General features: G+C 68.9%; 15 protein-coding genes and 2 pseudogenes. 7 read left to right on the top strand and 10 right to left on the bottom strand.

Going from position 1 to position 18,181, the window contains the following annotated elements; genetic code table 11:
* Positions 1-175: 175 nt before the first annotated feature.
* A complete protein-coding gene (locus tag ACWDZ4_RS19680) occupies positions 176-2,203 on the top strand; it encodes a HelD family protein (RefSeq protein WP_451509722.1) in 2,028 nt (675 codons plus the stop codon).
* 107 nt (positions 2,204-2,310) lie between these two features.
* Here the strand turns inward: ACWDZ4_RS19680 and ACWDZ4_RS19675 are convergent, their stop codons facing one another.
* The 3 genes and pseudogenes from ACWDZ4_RS19675 to ACWDZ4_RS19665 form a co-directional block, all read right to left on the bottom strand.
* Positions 2,311-2,529, bottom strand: a complete 219-nt coding sequence (locus tag ACWDZ4_RS19675; RefSeq protein ID WP_451509661.1) for a hypothetical protein — start codon at positions 2,527-2,529, stop codon at positions 2,311-2,313.
* A pseudogene (locus ACWDZ4_RS19670) lies at positions 2,495-3,996 on the bottom strand (NF041680 family putative transposase). Before ACWDZ4_RS19670 ends, ACWDZ4_RS19675 begins: the two are co-directional and overlap by 35 nt.
* Before the next feature lie 134 nt (positions 3,997-4,130).
* Positions 4,131-4,487, bottom strand: a complete 357-nt coding sequence (locus tag ACWDZ4_RS19665) for a hypothetical protein (protein ID WP_451509660.1) — start codon at positions 4,485-4,487, stop codon at positions 4,131-4,133.
* A gap of 214 nt (positions 4,488-4,701) precedes the next feature.
* Between ACWDZ4_RS19665 and ACWDZ4_RS19660 the strand changes: the two are divergent.
* From ACWDZ4_RS19660 to ACWDZ4_RS19640, 5 genes and pseudogenes are all read left to right on the top strand, one after another.
* Positions 4,702-5,303: pseudogene (locus ACWDZ4_RS19660) on the top strand (transposase); the annotation flags it as partial.
* A gap of 457 nt (positions 5,304-5,760) precedes the next feature.
* Positions 5,761-6,126: a peptidase inhibitor family I36 protein gene (locus ACWDZ4_RS19655; protein ID WP_451509659.1), complete on the top strand. Its 366-nt coding sequence runs from the start codon at positions 5,761-5,763 to the stop codon at positions 6,124-6,126.
* A 29-nt stretch (positions 6,127-6,155) separates the two neighbouring features.
* Positions 6,156-6,836, top strand: a complete 681-nt coding sequence (locus ACWDZ4_RS19650; protein ID WP_451509658.1) for an ABC transporter ATP-binding protein — start codon at positions 6,156-6,158, stop codon at positions 6,834-6,836.
* Positions 6,836-9,436, top strand: a complete 2,601-nt coding sequence (locus tag ACWDZ4_RS19645) for a hypothetical protein (protein ID WP_451509657.1) — start codon at positions 6,836-6,838, stop codon at positions 9,434-9,436. The genes ACWDZ4_RS19650 and ACWDZ4_RS19645 overlap by 1 nt, the downstream gene beginning before the upstream one ends.
* Positions 9,437-9,735: 299 nt before the next feature.
* Positions 9,736-11,112, top strand: a complete 1,377-nt coding sequence (locus ACWDZ4_RS19640) for an IS1380 family transposase (protein WP_451509656.1) — start codon at positions 9,736-9,738, stop codon at positions 11,110-11,112.
* Between the two features lie 83 nt (positions 11,113-11,195).
* Here ACWDZ4_RS19640 and ACWDZ4_RS19635 read toward each other — a convergent pair whose 3' ends face one another.
* A complete protein-coding gene (locus ACWDZ4_RS19635) occupies positions 11,196-11,576 on the bottom strand; it encodes a Tn3 family transposase (RefSeq protein WP_451509655.1) in 381 nt (126 codons plus the stop codon).
* Between the two features lie 387 nt (positions 11,577-11,963).
* Between ACWDZ4_RS19635 and ACWDZ4_RS19630 the strand changes: the two genes are divergently transcribed.
* Positions 11,964-12,422 carry a hypothetical protein gene (locus ACWDZ4_RS19630; protein WP_451509654.1) on the top strand — a complete coding sequence of 153 codons (459 nt, stop codon included), beginning with the start codon at positions 11,964-11,966 and terminating at the stop codon, positions 12,420-12,422.
* Positions 12,423-12,741: 319 nt separating this feature from the next.
* Here the strand turns inward: ACWDZ4_RS19630 and ACWDZ4_RS19625 are convergent, their stop codons facing one another.
* The 6 genes from ACWDZ4_RS19625 to ACWDZ4_RS19600 form a co-directional block, all read right to left on the bottom strand.
* Positions 12,742-12,948, bottom strand: coding sequence for a hypothetical protein (locus ACWDZ4_RS19625; protein WP_451509653.1), 207 nt, complete (start codon positions 12,946-12,948; stop codon positions 12,742-12,744).
* 102 nt (positions 12,949-13,050) lie between these two features.
* The gene (locus ACWDZ4_RS19620) at positions 13,051-13,191 is read right to left on the bottom strand and encodes a lasso peptide biosynthesis B2 protein (RefSeq protein ID WP_451509652.1); all 141 of its coding nucleotides are present in this window, start codon (positions 13,189-13,191) and stop codon (positions 13,051-13,053) included.
* 285 nt (positions 13,192-13,476) lie between these two features.
* The gene (locus ACWDZ4_RS19615; protein ID WP_451509721.1) at positions 13,477-14,619 is read right to left on the bottom strand and encodes a PqqD family peptide modification chaperone; all 1,143 of its coding nucleotides are present in this window, start codon (positions 14,617-14,619) and stop codon (positions 13,477-13,479) included.
* A 216-nt stretch (positions 14,620-14,835) separates the two neighbouring features.
* Positions 14,836-16,266: a 3-hydroxybutyrate oligomer hydrolase family protein gene (locus ACWDZ4_RS19610; RefSeq protein ID WP_451509651.1), complete on the bottom strand. Its 1,431-nt coding sequence runs from the start codon at positions 16,264-16,266 to the stop codon at positions 14,836-14,838.
* Between the two features lie 210 nt (positions 16,267-16,476).
* Entirely contained in the window at positions 16,477-17,082 is a 606-nt protein-coding gene (locus ACWDZ4_RS19605) for a hypothetical protein (protein ID WP_451509650.1), read from the bottom strand.
* 67 nt (positions 17,083-17,149) lie between these two features.
* Positions 17,150-17,860, bottom strand: coding sequence for a polysaccharide deacetylase family protein (locus tag ACWDZ4_RS19600; RefSeq protein ID WP_451509649.1), 711 nt, complete (start codon positions 17,858-17,860; stop codon positions 17,150-17,152).
* Between the last annotated feature and the right edge of the window lie 321 nt (positions 17,861-18,181).

Below are 18,181 nucleotides of genomic sequence, written 5' to 3'. Positions count from 1 at the left end.
ATATGCCATACGGCCAGCCGTCATGGATTCAGTCGTAAGGTCATGGCTTACCAAGTAAGTCAAGACTTACCTTTAGGGAACTTTGACCGTATGGTGTGGCTCGAATCGAAGGAGCCCCCTGTTGTCGAAAATTAATGATCCCGCTGTGCGTGCGGTTGAATCGGAGCGGCATTATGTGTCCTCCTTATATGAGTTGCTCACCGAGCGGCTTTCCGAGGCGCGAGTACACCGAGCGAGTGTGCTGAAGGCCCCGGCGGAAAGCGCCGGTGAGGCATACGAGAGAGAAATCGCCGCCGAGCGTCTGGCCAAGGAAATCGGCCGGCTGGAGGGCGCCGAAAAAGGGCTGGTCTTCGGGCGCATCGACTGGACGGATGGCACGGCCCTGCGCATCGGGCGGATCGGACTGCATACGGAGGAGGATGACCTGCCTCTGCTCGTGGACTGGCGCGCGAACGCGGCGCGGCCCTTCTACGAGGCGACACCGGTCCACCCGATGGGCCTGCGGCGGCGCCGGCACCTGCGCCTCGAGGAGCGCACGGTCATCTCGGTGAGCGACGAACTGCTGGACGGGACCGCCCCGACCGACGAGGACGTCGTGGGGGACGGCCCGTTGACCGAGGCTCTGTCGGCACGGCGTACGGGCAGGATGCACGCGGCCGTCGCGACGCTGCAGGCCGAGCAGGACGAGATCGTCCGCTCCGCCCACCGCGGGGTGACCGTGGTGCAGGGCGGGCCCGGCACCGGCAAGACGGTGGTCGCCCTGCACCGGGCGGCCTATGTCCTGTACGCGTTCCCGCGCGCCGCGGAGGAGGGTGTCCTGGTGGTGGGCCCGAACGCCCGGTTCCTCGACTACATCTCCCAGGTCCTTCCCTCGCTCGGAGAGAACGACGTCGTTCTGGCGACCTGCCGGGAACTGGCCGGAGTGTCCACGGACACGGTGGACCCGTTCGATACGGCGCGTCTCAAGGGCAGCTCCGACCTCGCCGACGCCTTGGCCGGCCTGCTGCGCGTCCACCAGGCCCCCGCCGGTGACTTCACCGTGCGGGTCGGACAGGAACTGGTTCACCTCTCCGGCGAGGAAGTCGCCGCGGCACGCGACGCCGCCGTGGCAGCCGCACCGGGGCACAACCCCGCGCGCCAGGTGTTCAAAGAGCTCTTGGTCGACGCCGTCACCGACGGGATGCAACGAGACATGGGCGACCTCCTGGAGCAGATCGACACCGATACCGAAAGGATGACGGGCATCGACCTCGACCGGTTCACGGGAGCCGCCCAGCGCCGTGCCGAAGGTGCGGCCGGCCCGGGTCCGGTCCACGAGCTGGACCTGGACGCCATCCGAGCCGATCTCCTCGACGACGCCGGCGTCGACCGAGCGGTCGAGGTGGTGTGGCCGCGGCTGGTACCCGGTGACCTCGTGAAGGCGCTCCTGACGAACGCCGGCGCTCTCGCCGAGCGCCTGCCCCGCCTGACCGCGCAGGAGCGGTCCCTTCTGCTGCGCGGTCCGGACGACCCGTGGACCGATGCCGATGTGCCGTTGCTGGACGAGGCGGCGAGCCTGGTCGTCGGCCCCCCCGAGCGGACGTACGGGCACGTCGTCGTCGACGAGGCGCAGGAACTGACCGCCATGCAGTGGCGGATGATCGTCCGCCGCTGCCCGGCAAGGGCGATGACGCTGGTGGGTGACTTCGCCCAGGCAGGCCCGGTCGCGACAGCACGCGACTGGAAGGAAGCACTGAGTCCCCACGTCGGACCGCGGTTCACACTGCACAACCTGACCGTCAGCTACCGCACCACGCAGGAGATCCTGGAGAACGTCCGGGGCCTGCTCACGCGGATCGCTCCGGACCAGAAGCCCACACGGTCACTGCGAAGCGGTGAGAGCCCTCGCACCGTGACCACACCTCCGGACGGGTTGGTCACCGCCGTCGTTCAGGAACTCCGCGCCCAGAGCACCGCGCACCCGGGCGAGCTTCTGGGAGTGATCTGCGCGGACACCAGGGTGAGCGAGCTGACGGCCCAGGGCATCGCTCACCACGCACGCATCGTGCCGGCGTCCGAAGCACGCGGTCTGGAATTCGACGGGGTCGTCGTCATGAACCCCGAGGAAATCATCACGGCTCGCCCCGGTGGGGAAAGGGACGTGTACGTAGCCCTGACCCGGGCCACCAAGCGCCTCTGCACCATCACCGTCCAGCCCGCCTGAGGATTCGGCGCCCGCGTCGTCGCCGCGGGCGCATCCGGCGCGGCACAGACACCGGCCCGCGCGCACGGGGCTGCTCGCCGCCTCACCGCTCGTGGCCGCGCCCGGCATCACGCGGCCCGGTCCAGGCCGACGACGTTCGGATCCCCTTCGCGCAGCAGGGTGAAGTCGACGTCGAGTTTCGGGTCGTACGCGTCGGGTTCGATGCCGAGTCCGTGCGTGCTGTACTCGCCGAACCGTTTGATGTGCTCGGTCAGGTACGGCGAGATATGGGTCAGGTCCTCAGCTTGTTTTTTATGGTTTGCGAGCTTTGATTTGATTACGTTCAACGATTGACTCGGGGCGTCTGGTGGATTTGCCCACGCCATAGCGGGTGGCGGGCCGCCGATTCTTGGAGTCAAGTGGGCGGCCTGGTACTGGAGTTGAAGGTTTGGGTGCACGGGCCGGGCAGAGCAAGTAGGGGCGGATGTTCCTGAACCCCCGGCGGACGCGGGCCGGGGTGAACCGGGGGGCGGCCGGTTTCCCCCAGGGACGGCGGAGGTCGGCAGCGGCCTCGCGGGTGAGACGGAGCTGGGTGTGCGCCGCGATCACGAGCCACGTCCAACGGTCCGCGGACTCGGGAGCACGCAACTTGGGACGGGTCCAGCCGAGCGTCTGTTCTGTAAAACGGAAAGTATGTTCAAGGTCGAAGCGCCTGAGGAACGCCTGCCAGCGCAGATCGACGTCCGCGCTGGTCATGTTGGTCTTGGAAGACCATAGCCAGACCGGCAGCGGGTCACCTCCGCCGGGCAGATGGTTCACCTGGAGGCGGATCAGGGTGCCCTCGCTGATGGGGAGTTCGCCGTCGTGGTCGATCCGCGCACTGCGGGTGGTCAGCCTGGGGTGGATACGGTCCCAGGCCATCGCCCGGGCGGTGCCGTAGCGGTCGGTGACCTGTACGGTCGCCGAGTCGGGCTGGCCCCAGGTATCGGGCTTGGCGAAGCGGAACTCCTTGCCGTGCTTGGGATAGCGGCCACCCTGGGGGCTGGCCAGGCTGAGCTCCTTGCGGGAAGGCGCCGGACGGCGCATCACCCGGTCCGAGCGCATCCGCCCGAGCACCTCGATGGGGATGCCGCCGAGGAGATGGGCCATGCGCGGGGTGTCGTAGCCGGCGTCGAAGACGACCAGGATGTCGTCGTCACCGGCTTCCCACTGGCCTTGGTCGATCAGGTCGGTGACAACGTGGCGGACCTGGGCGCCGGTGACCTCGGCGACATCGTCGTCGGGGCCGAGCCGGACCACGTCGAGCAGCTGGCACCACGAGGTGCGCCCCGTCTCCAGCGCGGCGACGAATGAGTCGGCCAGCCGGGGATGAACTTGGTCGTTGGAGCGTCCCGAACGTCCGTAGACGTGGCAGAACAGGTGGTCCGGGCTGGTCGGCGCGTCGGGACGCAGCCACGCGGAGACATCGACGGCCAGGACCAGGCGCCCGTCGGCGGCCTTCGGCGGCCTTCGGCGGCCTTCGGCGGCCTTCGGCTGCGGCAGCATGGCCAGTGCCTTGCGCAGCCTGTCCACGTCGATGCGGCCCCGGTTGAGCGCGTCGTACAACGCGCCGTGCCCGCGCCGGTGCTCGGCCAGCAGCATCAGATCGACCGGCGAGGTCACCGGGCCGTCCTCGCAGAGGATCGCGTCGCAGAGCTCGAACAGCGTGTCACTGCGCTGAGTCAGAGCTGAGTCAGACACGTGTAGAGGTCCTCCCGAAAGTGCGACGTGAAGTCGAACGCCTCGTGCCGGGCACTGTGGTGCAGCAGACTCATCCCTGCGGCCTTCGTATGAGCGCGGTTCCATGACGGAACGCATGCTCCCGCGAGGGCCGTGCGCCTGTCCGGCGAACTCCCCACCGAGCGCCGGCGTACGGGTCACTGTTCGAGGCCCGTGGCTGAAGGATGGTTCAGTCGACTGTCAGCACATCGGCCAGGCTCACAGCGGGGCAGCCGAGCATCCCCGTCAGCACACGACGCCGGCGCTCGGTCAGAGAGGTCAGGAAGAGCGCCGCATCGGCGTTGGTCCGGTCACAGAGCGCGGCTGCTTCACGGACCTTTCCATAGCTCAGGAGAGTCCGCGAGGAATAGGGAAGGGCCATTTTCCTGGCCCCGCCGTCCGAGACACCACGGCGTTGAACGATACGGCCCACGACGCGCGCACCGTGCTTCGCCGCCTGTTGGGCCGCAGTGTCCATCAACGCGGCGAAGCCCTTCTGCTTTCCGGAGAAGTAGCCGACGAGTACGACATCAGTTCTCTCGGCCATGGAGGCCGGAGCCTGATGCGGGGCTGGCACCGGTCCCACGTGGCGGGCTGGTCGTCGATCGCGCCTTCGATCCTGATGCATGGCCTTCAGGCTAGCCTCGCGCTTTCATGGGGACGCTGTCCGAGACTTGATCGAATAAGCGGAGATGCTCCTGACCTGTAACGATGGGACTTGTCTAGGGTCCTGTCAGCTGCACGGAAGTATCACTCTCCAGGTGAAGAAGATTATCGGGTCCTGCCCGCGGGTCCGCGTCGAGGGCGGCGGCCGGGCGGTGGTCTCCCAGGCCGGGAGCGTGCTGCTGGTCGAGATCGTCCGCAAGGCCCGCCTGGACACCGCGATATCCGCAGCGCTGATGCCGTGGCGCAAGCCGCGGGCCGTCCATGACCCGGGCAAGGTCCTCCTGACGTCGCCCTGGCTGTGGCCTTGGGCGGGGACTGCCTCGCGGATGTCGGCATGCTGCGGGCCGAGCCGGCTGTGTTCGGGCCGCCTCGGACCCGACGGTTTCCCGTTTCATAGACACCCTCGCCGCCTGCGGCGAGGGGCCGTGGGTCTCGACGGGGTGCCGGTGATCGCGCACTCCGAGAAGGAGGACGCCGCACCCACGTGGAAGCGGACCTACGGCCACCACCCACGTCACCGCCACCCGGCTGGCCCCGGCGCAGTTGCCGAAGGAGTACCGGCGTGGGTGCCTCCGCCGACGGCACCCACACCTTCCTCGCCGGGCTCACACAGCGCGGGAGGTGGCTGTCCTACACCGTCGGCATGACCGTCACCGAGCAGGCCCACAGCCACGTGCTGAAGGTTCCGGCCTCCGCCTGAACGCCGACCGTTGAGCGTCCAAGGGGCGGATATTCGATCCCTCGCTTGCGCAATTGAAAGGCCGTACCAAGTCCGTCGGCGGTAATGCGACACCGCGCACCGAATTGGCCTGAAGTCGCTGGTGTTACGTAGGCGTGAACCGGGGCATTTCACACGTCGGCGTTTACTGGCAGGTCGTCCGGTGGTCCGCTCCGAGGGTCAGGCGAAGAGCGGCCACGGGGTGAAGCCTTGCAGGGGCGGGTAGTTGCTACGGTCCCTTTGCCTCGCGCTGTCTGAAACTGAGCGTTGTCGAAATGCTCCGCAACGTGATTGCATCCGATCTTGCAAGCACCTGGGGGGGAAGTTTCTGCCGGTACGGACGAGGCGTTCGTGCTGTGCAACGCGGCTTGCCTGATGGCGTGATCCCGAGGTGCCTGTGTACGTGCAATGTCGGGAATTACGCAAAGGAGAGCACGTGAGGATCAAGAAGGCTATCGCTTCCGTCATGCTCGTCGGCTCCGCCCTGATGGTCACGCCCGTGGCCAACGCGGCGATAAGCGACTGCAACAACGACAACATGTGCATGTGGGGCAACAACGACTACCAGTGGATGATCGGCGAGCGGGCCCACGGCAACGGCACACTCGTCAATCTGAGCGGCGACAACAACAACGCGATGGACTCGTGGTCCAACGAGTCGGGCACCCACTCTGGCTGCATGTACGGCGCCGCCAACGGCACTGGCGACAGACAGGGCATGGCTCCGGAAGCCAATGACAACAACGTCTCGCCGCTGAACAGCGACGAGGTCAGCTCGTGGCGAACCAGGTACGGCTGCTAAACCGCTCAGAGAGCAGAAGGGCTGACGACATGACCGGAGCACCGCTGATCCAAGCGCGCGACCTGTGTAAAGCCTACCGATCGGCAGTGGAAACGGTGTGGGCCGCACGGGAGGTGAACTTCGCCGCCAACGCGGGCGAGTTCGTCTGCGTATATGGGGCGAGCGGCTCCGGGAAGTCGACCCTGCTGAACCTGCTGGCCGGCCTGGATGTCGCCGACACCGGTGACATCCAGGTCGCCGGTGTCGACGTCAGTGCGGCGGATGAGGCCCAGCGCGCGCGGCTGCGATTGGATGCCGTCGGAGTCGTCTTCCAGCACCACCAGTTGGTGGAGGAGTTCACCGCCGCCGAGAACGTTGCGTTGCCGCTGGAGGCGCGCGGGGATACGTCCTCTGCTGCCCGTGCAGAGGCTGTCGCCCAATTGGCCCGCGTGGGCCTGACCGGGCTGGAGGACCGACTTCCAGGTCAGCTGTCCGGCGGCCAGCGGCAGCGGGTGGGTATTGCCCGCGCGCTGGCCGGTGACCGCGCCGTGCTCCTGGCGGACGAGCCGACAGGAGCGCTGGATTCGGCCGCTACGAGGGAGATGTTCACACTGCTGCGGAAGTTGTGCGACGAAGGGGTGCTGGCAGTGGTCTGCTCCCATGACCCCCGCTGCCGGGAGTTCGCCGACTCGGTTTATGAGGTCGTCGACGGCCGCCTGGAACACCGCTGATGGCGCGACAGCCGAAGCAGGCCGACAAGGGCACATCGGTCCTGCCGCAGCCACGGCTCGCGGCACGGCTGGCATGGCGGCTTGGCCGGCGCCAGGGCCAATGGATTGGTGCCTCTTCAACGGTGTTCGTGGCGGGTCTGTTCACGATGGCCATGTTCATCGCGTTGTCGACGTTGTCACTCTCAGGTGCTCAGGAAGCCGATCGCGACTTGGGCCGGTTCGACGCTCTCGCGAACGCTGAGATGACGCTTCCCCCCGGCAGTAAGACGCCGGCCCCGGCCATGGCCGGGGCGGCGCAGCAGGCCGGTGCGAACGAGTCCGCCGCCTTCCTCGCCGCGCTCGACGTGCAGCTCGCCGTCACTCCGGCACGGAACGTGACCCTGCTGGAGGGCCAGTGGAAGCCCAACCCGTACCCAGATGTGTACGAGCTGACGGCCGGGCGCTGGCCGCAACAGCCTGGCGAGGTCGTTGTGACCGACCCAGGGGACGTCAAAGCCGCGGCCGGCCAGACGCTCACCGTGCTTGGTGACGTTCGGCTGCGCGTGGTGGGCGTCGCAGACAACCACTACGCGAAAACCTCGGCCCTGCTCGCCGCGCCAGGCACGTGGAGCAGTCTGGACCCGGAAGTCGCTGAGGGCTACCCTTCCCTGGCCGCGCAGCCGTACCTGCTGTGGACCGGGGGTCCGGAACAAGCCGTCATGGATGCGGTGACGAAGACGCTCACGTCGTACAGCGATGGCTCCAGCTCACAGGAGGCCAAGGGCGGACCGGAATTTCTGCCCGGCCCGCCGACCCTTCGGGCACAGCTGGAGACCAAAGCGGCCGATTACTGGATCGAGAAGTCCCCCGCCGGATATGCCATCCCCGCCGTTCTGGTCCCCATTGGCGCCGTGCTGCTGATGTTCGGGCTCGTCGACCGACGCCTGCGGCGCACCACGGAGACCATGGTCTCCTTGGGGCTGCGACCCGCCACCACGGTAGCGGCCGTGACCTTCGCCTGCGTGGCATGGTGCCTGGCGGCAGCTACCGCCGGTGCCGCCGCCGGAGTTGCCACCGGCTGGGCCCTACGACCTCTCCTGGCATACCTGCAAGACCGGCCGGTGGGAGATGTCGAAGGAATGACAGACGCTGCTACGCAGCTCCTCGCTCTGGTCGCGGCAACCGGAGTGCTGACCGGCGCGGGGTTGCTCCTGGCCCGTCGGACCCGCAGCGAGCAGCATCACCCCACCACCACGTCAGCGGCACACCAGCCGCAGGCGAAGAACCTCCGCAAGAAGAGTGCCGCGACGGTCGTCCGCGATGTCCGCCAACTGGCCGCGCTGGGCGTCTGGTGCGTCTGCATGGTCTACACGGCGACACGCCTCGACACCCCGTCCGAGGGCATGTTCCTGACCGCCCTGATCACGGCCGCGGTGGTGCTGACGTTGCCGGAGTTCTTCGGACTCGCGACCCGCCTACTCACCGAGCGTGACGCCCGCCGCAGGCTGGCCCGCCGTCAACTGCAGGCTGACCGACGGCGGGCACAGGCCGCCCTCGCCGTCCTTACCGTGATCATCGGTGCCAGCTTGGGCATGCTCGCCCTTCTCGACACCCTGATCCGCAGCAGTGAGAACACCGTGCAACCGGAGGTCCTGCCCGGCCAGGTACTACTGGCGCACCGGGCCAGCAGCGCCTTCGCACCACCCGAGCGGATGCTCACCGTGCTCAAGGAGAGCAAAATTCTCGAGGGCCTTCCCCAGGTGGAACTCCACCGCCTCTCGAAGGAGTCCGTGGACGAAACCGGCCCCGTCCCCAGCACAACTCGCCAAGGCAACGACGGCGGCATCCTAGCCGTCGACTCACCCGACGACGTCCCCGTCCTGACCGGCCGCCCTCTTACCACCGACCAGCGTGCGCTGCTCAACCGCGGCGGCCTCCTCGTCTGGGCGGACCGCGAAAACCCCCCGCCCCCCGAAGGACAGCCGACCCGACTTGTGGTGGCTGAGGACGACCGCATCCTCAGCCAAAGCCCTCCTCTGCCCTCCAAGCCACTGGAACTGGCACGCACGGGCTGGCGTGCCGGCACGGACGGGATCCTTCTTGTCGACACCGCCCGCCGCCTTGACCTCCCCATCGCGGTGCGGGGCCCGATCATGGTCGCCGACGCCGACGACGGCCAGGACGCGCGCGTGCAACAGATTCTCCAGGACCACGCGATCGACGCGCGCGCCGCCTACATCTATGTCGAGCCAGAACCACCGGTCCCGGATACAGCGCTCTATGTCTCCGCCGCGGCCTTGGCCTTGCTTGCGCTCACCACTGTTCTCACCGCGCTCCGCGGCCAGACCCGAGCGTTGAAGACCTACATCGACAGCCTCATCGCGCTGGGCATCCCGCCATCCTGGGGCCGCCACATCATCCTCTGGCAGTACGCCCTGCTTCTGGGAACCGCCACTCTCCTCGGGCTCTTCATCGCCATCGTCCCGACCGTGGCTCTGGCCACCCAGATCCCCGACTTCGAGCTCAGCATTCCCTGGGGACAGATGAGCCTGCTCCTCGCCACTCTCGCCCTGGCCTCCGCACTCGCCGCAACCCGATCAACGCTCGCTCTACGCCGGTAGGGGCAACGCCGTCCATCATGGATCGTTCTCAGGGAGAGCGAAGCGACCACCGGCCCGGCGGACCCACGCGGTCACAGCAGTAGCCGGTGCCGCGCCGACGCGGGCCCGGGGCAGCTCGTCCCCCGTGGAACCGTCGTCTGGTGCGCTATCCCACCAGGGCGATCGGGACTGCTGCAGGGTTGGGCGACACCTGACCTGGCTTGCTGAGAGGCGGTCAGGAAAGCAGAAAGTTGCTCTGACGAGCAAGAATGGGGATTGCCGAGGTCCTTGTTCCTGCCATCGTCGGAGGCACTTCCCAGGTGAAGAACTCTATCGGGTCCTATCCCCGTGTCCGTGTTCAGGACGATGGCCGCCAAGTCGTGTCCCAGGCCGGGTCGGTTCTCCTCGTCGAAACGGTCTGCAAGACCGGTCTCGACCAGGCGATATCCCGGGCTCTGGCTCCATGGCGCAAGCCGCGGGCCGTCCACGATCCCGGCAAGATCCTCCTGGATGTCGCCCTGGCGCTCGCGCTAGGCGGGGACTGCCTCGCGGACGTCGCGATGCTGCGGGCCGAGCCGGCCGTCTTCGGCCCGGTCGCCTCCGCCCCGACCGTCTCCCGCCTGATCGACACCCTCGCCGCCTCCGGCGAGAAGGCCCTGCAGGCCGTCCGGTCCGCACGGGCCGAAGTCCGCAACCGGGTCTGGTCGTTGGCCGGCAGACACGCCCCGGACACCGACGGCCAGGTCACCGTCGACCTCGACGGCGTTCTCGTGATCGCCCACTCGGACAAGGAGGACGCGGCAGCGACCTGGAAGAAGACCTACGGCCATCACCCGCTCACCGCCTTCGTCGACCACGGCCCAGGCGGAACCGGAGAACCGGTCGCCGCGCTCCTCAGGCCGGGGAACGCAGGCTCGAACACGGCCGCCGACCACATCACCACCGCCCGGCTGGCCCTCGCCCAGTTGCCGAAGCACTACCAGCGAGGGCGGCAGACGCTGATCCGCACGGACTCCGCTGGCGGCACCCGGGAGTTCGTGTCCTGGCTCGCCCGGCGAGGACGGTGGCTGTCCTACTCGGTCGGCATGACGGTCACCGGGCAGGTCCACGAACACGTCCTGAAGACCCCCGCCCAAGCGTGGACCCCGGCCGTCGGGACCGACGGCTCGGTCCGTGACGGTGCCTGGGTCGCCGAACTCACCGGCGGGCTCCTGGACGGCTGGCCGAAAGGCATGCGGCTAATCGTCCGCAAGGAACGGCCTCATCCCGGAGCCCAGTTGCGGATCACCGACGCGGACGGCACGCGGATCACCTGCTTCGCGACCAACACCCCCGACCGGCCGATCGCCGACCTCGAACTCCGTCACCGGCTGCGTGCCCGCGCCGAGGATCGCATCCGCGCCGCCCGGGCCACCGGCCTGCGCAACCTGCCCCTGCACTCCACAACCCAGAACAAGGTCTGGCTGGAGATCGTGCAGACCGCCCTCGATCTCCTGGCCTGGATGCCGATGCTCGCCCTGACCGGCAGGGCCAGACTCTGGGAACCCCGCCGCCTGCGCTTCCGGCTGTTCACCGCGGCCGGACAACTCGTCACCACCGGCCGCCGGCGGATCCTCCGCCTCGCCCGGCACTGGCCCTGGACCAGCGAAATCACCGCAGCCCTCGAACGGCTCGCGCTCCTGCCGAACCCCGGCTGACCAGCAGATACCCCGCCCCTACGACGACAGCCCGATACCGGAGCAGTGGAACCCGGCGCCACCCCGAGACGACACTCGGGCCCTCAACCTGCCCCGCCTTCCCCACCCGCGACGAGACGGTCCGCCGACGGAGTCGGCAAACCATCAAGAAAGATCGAGGCTAGAGGCACTGCTGCCTGCGTCGATACAGGTTTTCCCTGACCGGGACAACCAACGCCATCATTTTGCTGGGCGGCGACCGAGGTCAAATTGCCAAGCTCAGGATCGGTCTCCCCTCCCTCCTCCAGCAGCTGGCGGACGATCTCGGGGATGTCCGGGACATTGTGGAAGATCACCGCATTCGTGAGCAGAGAGTTGAACTTCATCGCCTTCTCCTGCTCGACGGGGTCGTTGTCGGCGAGTACGTCCTGGTTGCCGAAGCCGACCCAGCCCACTGCCCGGAGCTGGAAGCCCCCACCGGACACGTCCGTTCCTTCGTCCAGATCCTCACCGGGCGCCAAGGCCAGCAGCTACCCGAGCGGCTCGATGCCGTCCGCAACGACGACCTGCCCGGCCTTCACACTCTCGCAGCCGGCATCGACCGCGACCGCGACGCAGTGATCGCCGGTCTGACCCTGCCCTGGAGCTCAGGCGTGGCGAGGGCCACGTCAACCGGATCAAGATGCTCAAGCGCCAAATGTTCGGCCGAGCCGGTTTCAGCTTGTTGCGCAGGCGCGTACTGCCGGCCACCTGATCACCAGTCCGGTTCTCGGTGGTATGACTTCCCTTGCGGAAGACGAGTGGGGGCGAGGCACAGCGTGGACACAGTAGGAGCGATCAGCCTGATCCGCATGGCGGCTGCGGACCGGACCATGGAACCCTGGCAGCGTCCTTCGGACGCTTGGCTGGTCCAATTGGGGCTGGACGCCTTGATGACTGGCATCGAGAGTCCCTCACTCCCCCTGCTGGCTGGGCTCGCGCGCAATGAGTACAGCAAGGCCCCCGAGCTGTTCGACCTTGTGCTCGGCGAGATGGGTCTACTGCCGCTGGCCTCAGAAGATCTCGCAAAGGCGCGATGGACTGCGGCCCGCTGGTGGGCAGGCCAGATCGTGGCGCGCCAGCTCGATCCGATCCGCGGAGCAAAGCTGATCTGGCAGGAATCTGCGGCTGAACTCGACTACCCCGACGCGCTGCAACCCATCGTTGATCTGGCGACTGCAATCGAGCTGCTGGACGACCACCTTCCGGACCGGGAGCGCGTCGAGGACGATGTCACCTCCGCAGCACGAAGGTTTCTCGCCGCAGAAGCGCACCAGAACCACGGCCTTTGAACTACCTCGCGTTATCCGACGTGACCGGTTCACGGAAAGCGAGCCAGAACCCGAACCCGTGAACGCAGCCCACACACCCCGTGGTCCGTACAGCTGGCACACGCTCAGGCCCTGCTCCGGAACGGCCGGGTGCAGGAGTCCATACCACTTCTGACAGACGTGGCCACGAGTGAGAGCGAAGACGTCACCAGTGAGGGGCGCATCGCGGCTTCCGCAGCTCTGAGCGGCGCTGTGCGCGTGGCGGGAAACCTTGATACGGCACCGCGGTGCGCACCTCTGGTCGCGCACCGCTCCTGGACACGCCGCAGACACAGGTCGGTTACGAGGAGTCGCGCCGCTGGGTACCGCCCTGGACGAAGGGGCCGACTTGGGCCCCGGACTTGCCCGGTTGCGGGAGATCCTCGTGGCGGCCACTTGCAGGCCGCAGCCGTCCCTGCGGCGCGTACGGCTCACCCGCCGCGATGCGGCCGGTGGCGATCAGCGCACCGTCGAGGACGGCGAAGCCTTCCGGCGGCAGTTCGCGCACGGCCTCGTGCGGGCTCGGAGCACGATGGGTTTCCGTATCCGACAGATCCGGCGGCCGCGCCGGGGCGGCTGTCCGCTTCCAGAACGGTCGGGGGCAGACTGGTCACTGCACGGTGAAGAACCGTCGGAAGTAGCCGGCCGGGGCGTTCTCACCAACGAGTACACCCTCGGCTTCGATCCAGGCGTGGGCGGCGAAAGGCGGGTGGGTGCGCACTCCGACGCACCAGGTGGCCACTGTCCGCATATCCGGCAGAGCAGGACGGTGGCCAGGGACCGGGGCAGGCAGCCCTGTGGTCCCCCCGCGGCCAGGCTTACGGCGAGTACGGTCTCCCTGACGCTGGTCGCTCGGCGAGGGTCGCCGGGCGGGTGCTGCCCTTCATCCGTTCCGGCACCGAGCGGATGCGGTCCGGTGGTTGCGCGGCCGGCAGATGCGCGCAGACCACGGCCGCTCTGGTGGTGAGCCTGAGACCGAGGGGGACCGATCGCGGGTCGTGGGGGACGACTTGGGAAGTGGACGTCCGGGGCCCTTTCAGGAGGCGGGCAGTCGAGCCGAGTGCAGTTCGTCCACGATGCGGGTGAAGTCCTCCCCGGCTTCGCGGACGCTGATGCCGTAGGCGGCGGCGAACTGCTCAACCGTCTGCTCCCGGGGGGTGCCGTCGAGCACGGTGTGCATGATCAGTGCTGCGGTGGGGTTGAGCGTGCAGTGCTCACCGCTGCTCTGGTCCAGCAGCGCTGTCCCGTACTCGGTTTCGGCGGCCACGCCCCCCGGGCGCAGGGTGATGCCCAGGGGGTGACTCCTCTCAGTGGCGGCCGGCTGCGGCCGGGGCTTCTCACGGGAGCGCAGCCACACCTCGCAGCCAATGGCCGGGTGCAGCAGAGCGCTTTCCATGTCGGCCGCCAGAGGCCGGAGGCACCACTGGCGCAGGGTGTCCGGGTCGATGAGTCCCAGGCGGGCCGGGCGCGGGTTCTCGCACAGGGCGAGGAGTGACGGGCGGTGGGGGCCCGCAGCCCCGTTTCCTCCTCGAGCGCCATGTGTCTTGGTGGTGCGCCCCCGGCTGGCCTCGGGGACGACACCACGCGTCGCCTCGGCGATCAGCGGCTTGTGCCGCCAGGGTGTCACCCGCTCTCCGTCACGCACCGCGAGCGCGGTTTCGACGAGCCGGTCGTCGTAGTAGGGCACGGTGAAGGCGATGCCGAGCGGCTCGGACATCTGCCGTACGTGCTGGGCGAAGCGGGCCACGCTGTGCGTGCCGGCCAGTTCACGGTGCACGCTGTGCCCGTCGCCGAGTGACTGTGTCTGTGCGGCCTGCCTGCGGATCTCCTCCCGGACGGCCTCGACTGCCTCGGCGGTGGCCCGGGGAGGGAGCCTCGGGGGGGGGTGCCCCACGTGAACATGGGCACACTCGCGGCCGGTTGCCGGAGGGCCAAGCCGGTGGCCGCCTGCCGCAGCCAGGTGGCGTACGAGCGCCGGTCGATCAGCTGGCGCAGGGGGTGCCGGCGCGGCCACCGGGGCTTCGCGGTGAATCCGCAGGCATGTCGCCAGGCCGTCCGCGGGTGACGGGCGAACACCTGGTGCACGCGGGCGGGAGCCCCCACCGAGCAGCTCGTCCCCGCCCCTGCCGCTCAGGTGTACGGCCGATCCGCGTTCCGGCGCCCGTTCCACGATGTCCATGCGCCGGTGACGGTTGACCGCGTGCAGCGACGGCGTGTCCAGTACGTCGTCCAGGGCGTCCACTTGTCCTTGATCCCGTGAGCGGCGTCCGTCTGGGCCTTCGGAGACGATCAGCACGGCGCCGCCCCAGTAGCGGACGTGACTGCCGCTGAACCTGGCGTCCGGTCGGCCGGGATCGCGGTGGCGGCCGTGAGGTGCGGTCACGGCCGTCGGTGGTCATCCGTCGAGGCGGCAGCTGGTGAGCAGGGTCGCGGGGGTGGCGGCTTCGGGCCGGGGGACGGTGCGGCTCGCGGGCGGCTGGTGCCCGGTGGCGAGCCGGTTCTCCAGGGCGGTGAAAGCGGAGCGGTGGCAGGGCAGGAGGGGCCGTAGCCGGCCGGGGAAGGCGTCCACGAGGGAGTCGGTGTGGGTGCCGTCCTCGATACGGTAGTAGCGGTGCAGGTCGCCGCGGCCCGCTTCGCGGACCATGCGGGCGTAGACGTCGGAGTCCTGGCCGATGGGCAGCAGGACGTCGAGGGTGCCGTGGAGGGTGATCAGCGGTTTTCCGATACGGCCGGTCAGCGCGATGCGTTCCACGGCCCGGTGGACATCGGCGGGGCGGGTGGCGTAGTCGTAGTCGGCGTCGCAGCCCGGGGCCGCCTCTGGAGCGCAGTACGGGGTACCGGCCTCCTTCTCGCCGTCGAAGGCGGGGTCGAACTCTTCGCGGTAGATGCGCTGGGTCAGGTCCCAGTAGACCTGGTGGTGGAACGGCCAGAGGAATTCCGAGCCGGCCGGAAACCCTGCGCGGCGCAGTTCCTCACGCGCCCGGCCGGCCGCGGGGCCGCCCGCCGCGTAGGCGGGATAGTGGCGGAGGGCGGAGGGCAGGAAGGTGAACAGGTGAGGGCCTTCGGAGCGCCAGAGAGTGCCTTCCCAGTCGACTCCGCCGTCGTAGAGCTCGGGGTGGTTCTCCAGTTGCCAGCGCACGAGGTACCCGCCGTTGGACATGCCTGTGGCGAGGGTGCGCGTGGGTGGCCGGTGGTAGCGCTGGGCGACCACCGTGCGGGCAGCGCGGGTGAGTTGGGTGAGCCGGGTGTTCCATTCGGCGACGGCGTCACCGGGCCGGGTGCCGTCACGGTGGAAGGCGAGGCCGGTGTTGCCCTTGTCGGTGGCGGCGTAGGCGTAGCCGCGGGCGAGCACCCAGTCGGCGATGGCCCGGTCGTTGGCGTACTGCTCGCGGTTGCCGGGGGTGCCCGCCACCACGAGCCCGCCGTTCCACCGGTCGGGCAGCCTGACGACGAACTGCGCGTCGTGGTTCCAGCCGTGGTTGGTGTTGGTGGTCGAGGTGTCGGGGAAGTAGCCGTCGATCTGGATGCCCGGCACCCCGCTGGGGACGGTGAGGTCCTTGGGGGTCAGGCCGGCCCAGTCGGCCGGGTCGGTGTGGCCGGAGCCCACGGTTCCCGCCGTGGTCAGTTCGCTCAGGCAGTCGGCCTGCTGATGTGCGGCTCCCGGTACACGCAGGTGGGACAGGTGTGCGCAGTGGCCTGCGGTGGAATGGGGGGCCGGCCGGGCTGTGGCCGGCGACGGGAGCAGGGCTGCCGCGACGGCCAGGGCGAGAACGCCGAGGGCGGCGCGCTTTCCCGGGCGGCACGCGGTGCCGGGTGGCAAGGCCATGAAGAGCCTCCAGTGTGGGACGGACGGACGGGCTGGAGGCTAGACGGCGTATGCCGGGAGGGAACATGTGCGCGCCCGCCATGACGGCCGGCCCGTCGAAGTGGGCTGCCGCCATGACGGGCACGACCGGTCCTGTGTCAGAGGCAGGCTCCGTCCACGACGGTGAAGCAGCCGACGGGTGACTTCTTCGGGGTGTGGGTCACGAAGGTGTCAGGTGTCGTACAGGCCCGTGTTCTGCTGGGGGGCCTTGGCGTAGCCGCCGCTGGTCGTGGCTCGGCCCGACCGGACGCGGGCGTAGTTGCCGTCGGTCCAGCAGGCGGCCGTGACGCCGGTGGTCCACGCGGTGCCCGTGCTGGAGGGAGGTCCCGTCTTTCCGTCGGCGTCGCGGGCGGCGACCGTGGAGGTGGGCGAGGAGACCACCGTCAGGCCGGTGTCGGTGGCACCGGTCGTGGTCGGGCCGGGCGGGGCGGGCAGCGAACCGGACTGGGAGCCGGATTCCGTCGGGCCGAAGAACTGGGTGATCCAGTGGCTGGAGTGGATCGAGTCCGGGAAGCAGGCGGCGCCGGTGCCGCCGCACTGCTCGGTACCGTCGCCAGGATCGACCGGGGTGCCGTGCCCGATGCCCGGGACGTGGTCCACCTCCACCGCGACCGAGCCGTCGGCAGCCGGGTACTCCTCGTGCCGGGTGGAGTTCGGGCCGATCACCGAGGTACGGCTCGGTGTCTGGAGCAGGGCGTGCAGTGCGCCCCGGACCGGCTCCCGCATCTGGGGAGGGGGAAACCCGTACCTGGTGCGCGGTGTGGGTCCCTGGCTCATACGGCTCTCGTGGTGTCGCCGATGCGGGCCGTCTGCCGCGGCTCCGTCCGCGCCGCCGGCACCGACGTCACACGGGTTGGGGCGTAAGAGAGGCAGTGGCGGTCAGCAGGGTGCGCAGGTCGGCGATCCGGTAGCCGCGCGAGCGGATCGCGTCGATGATCTGCGGCAGGGCCTGGGCATCGAGTACCGGGCCCTGCCCGTCGAGGTTACCGATGTGCATCTGCACGATCTCACCCGGTCGCAGCGCGTCCAGCGCCCGCTTCACCGTCTTCTGAACGGTCATCCCTCCCGCGGTGCCTTTGTAGCCGTTGGTGTCGGTCGTCCACTCGATGTCCGCGTATCCCAGTGCGTTGACCTCCGCGATCTGGGCCGGGGTGGTGTCCCCGTAGGGGAAGCGGAAGAACGGAAGCGACCGGACGCCGGTGGCCCGGTGGATGGCCTGGTCGGCAAGAGTGATCTCCTGCGCGCGTTCGGGACGGGTGAGTTCACCGAAGGGCGGGTGGCTGTGGGAGTGGTTGCCGATCCCGTGTCCGGCCGTGACGATCGCCCGTGCGGCAGCCGGGTGCCGTTCGGCGAAATGTCCGGTCAGGAAGAACGTGGCCGAAGCCCTCTGCTGCCGCAACACGGTGAGGACGGTATCGAGGCCCTCCTCGTCCCAGGCCGCGTTGAACGTGAGCGCCACTGCCTTCGCGCCGCCGGGAATCTCTCGTACCGCACTGCCGTACAGCCCTTCCACCGGCGCCGGGCCACCCACCTGCCCGGCAGCAGGCGCCCCCATGACGGCGAGGATTGCCGCCGCGGCGGCCACAACGGACACAAGCCTGCGGACAGCCGCCCGCACAGGCGAAGCAAATGGGCTCATGCGCCCAGAACGTAACGACACCCCTCCTCCCTCATCGGCCGCCGCGCGGGGGACGAGGAGTGGCCCCCCTGCCGAGTGACATTTTTCAGCGCAGCCGGCAGGTACCGCGCTCCGCAGAACGCCCCTGTACGGAAAGCTCAGCTCATACCTGGCCGGGAAGGACGGTCCCGGGCGCGAACGGCAATCGGCCAGGCCACGGCGGAGCTTGGGGGCCGACGCGAAAGAGGACGCCAGCTG

Source organism: Streptomyces sp. NPDC003016, from assembly GCF_053591455.1.
Note: the sequence above shows the minus strand (reverse complement) of the source record. Positions and strands in the feature narration are given on the sequence as shown.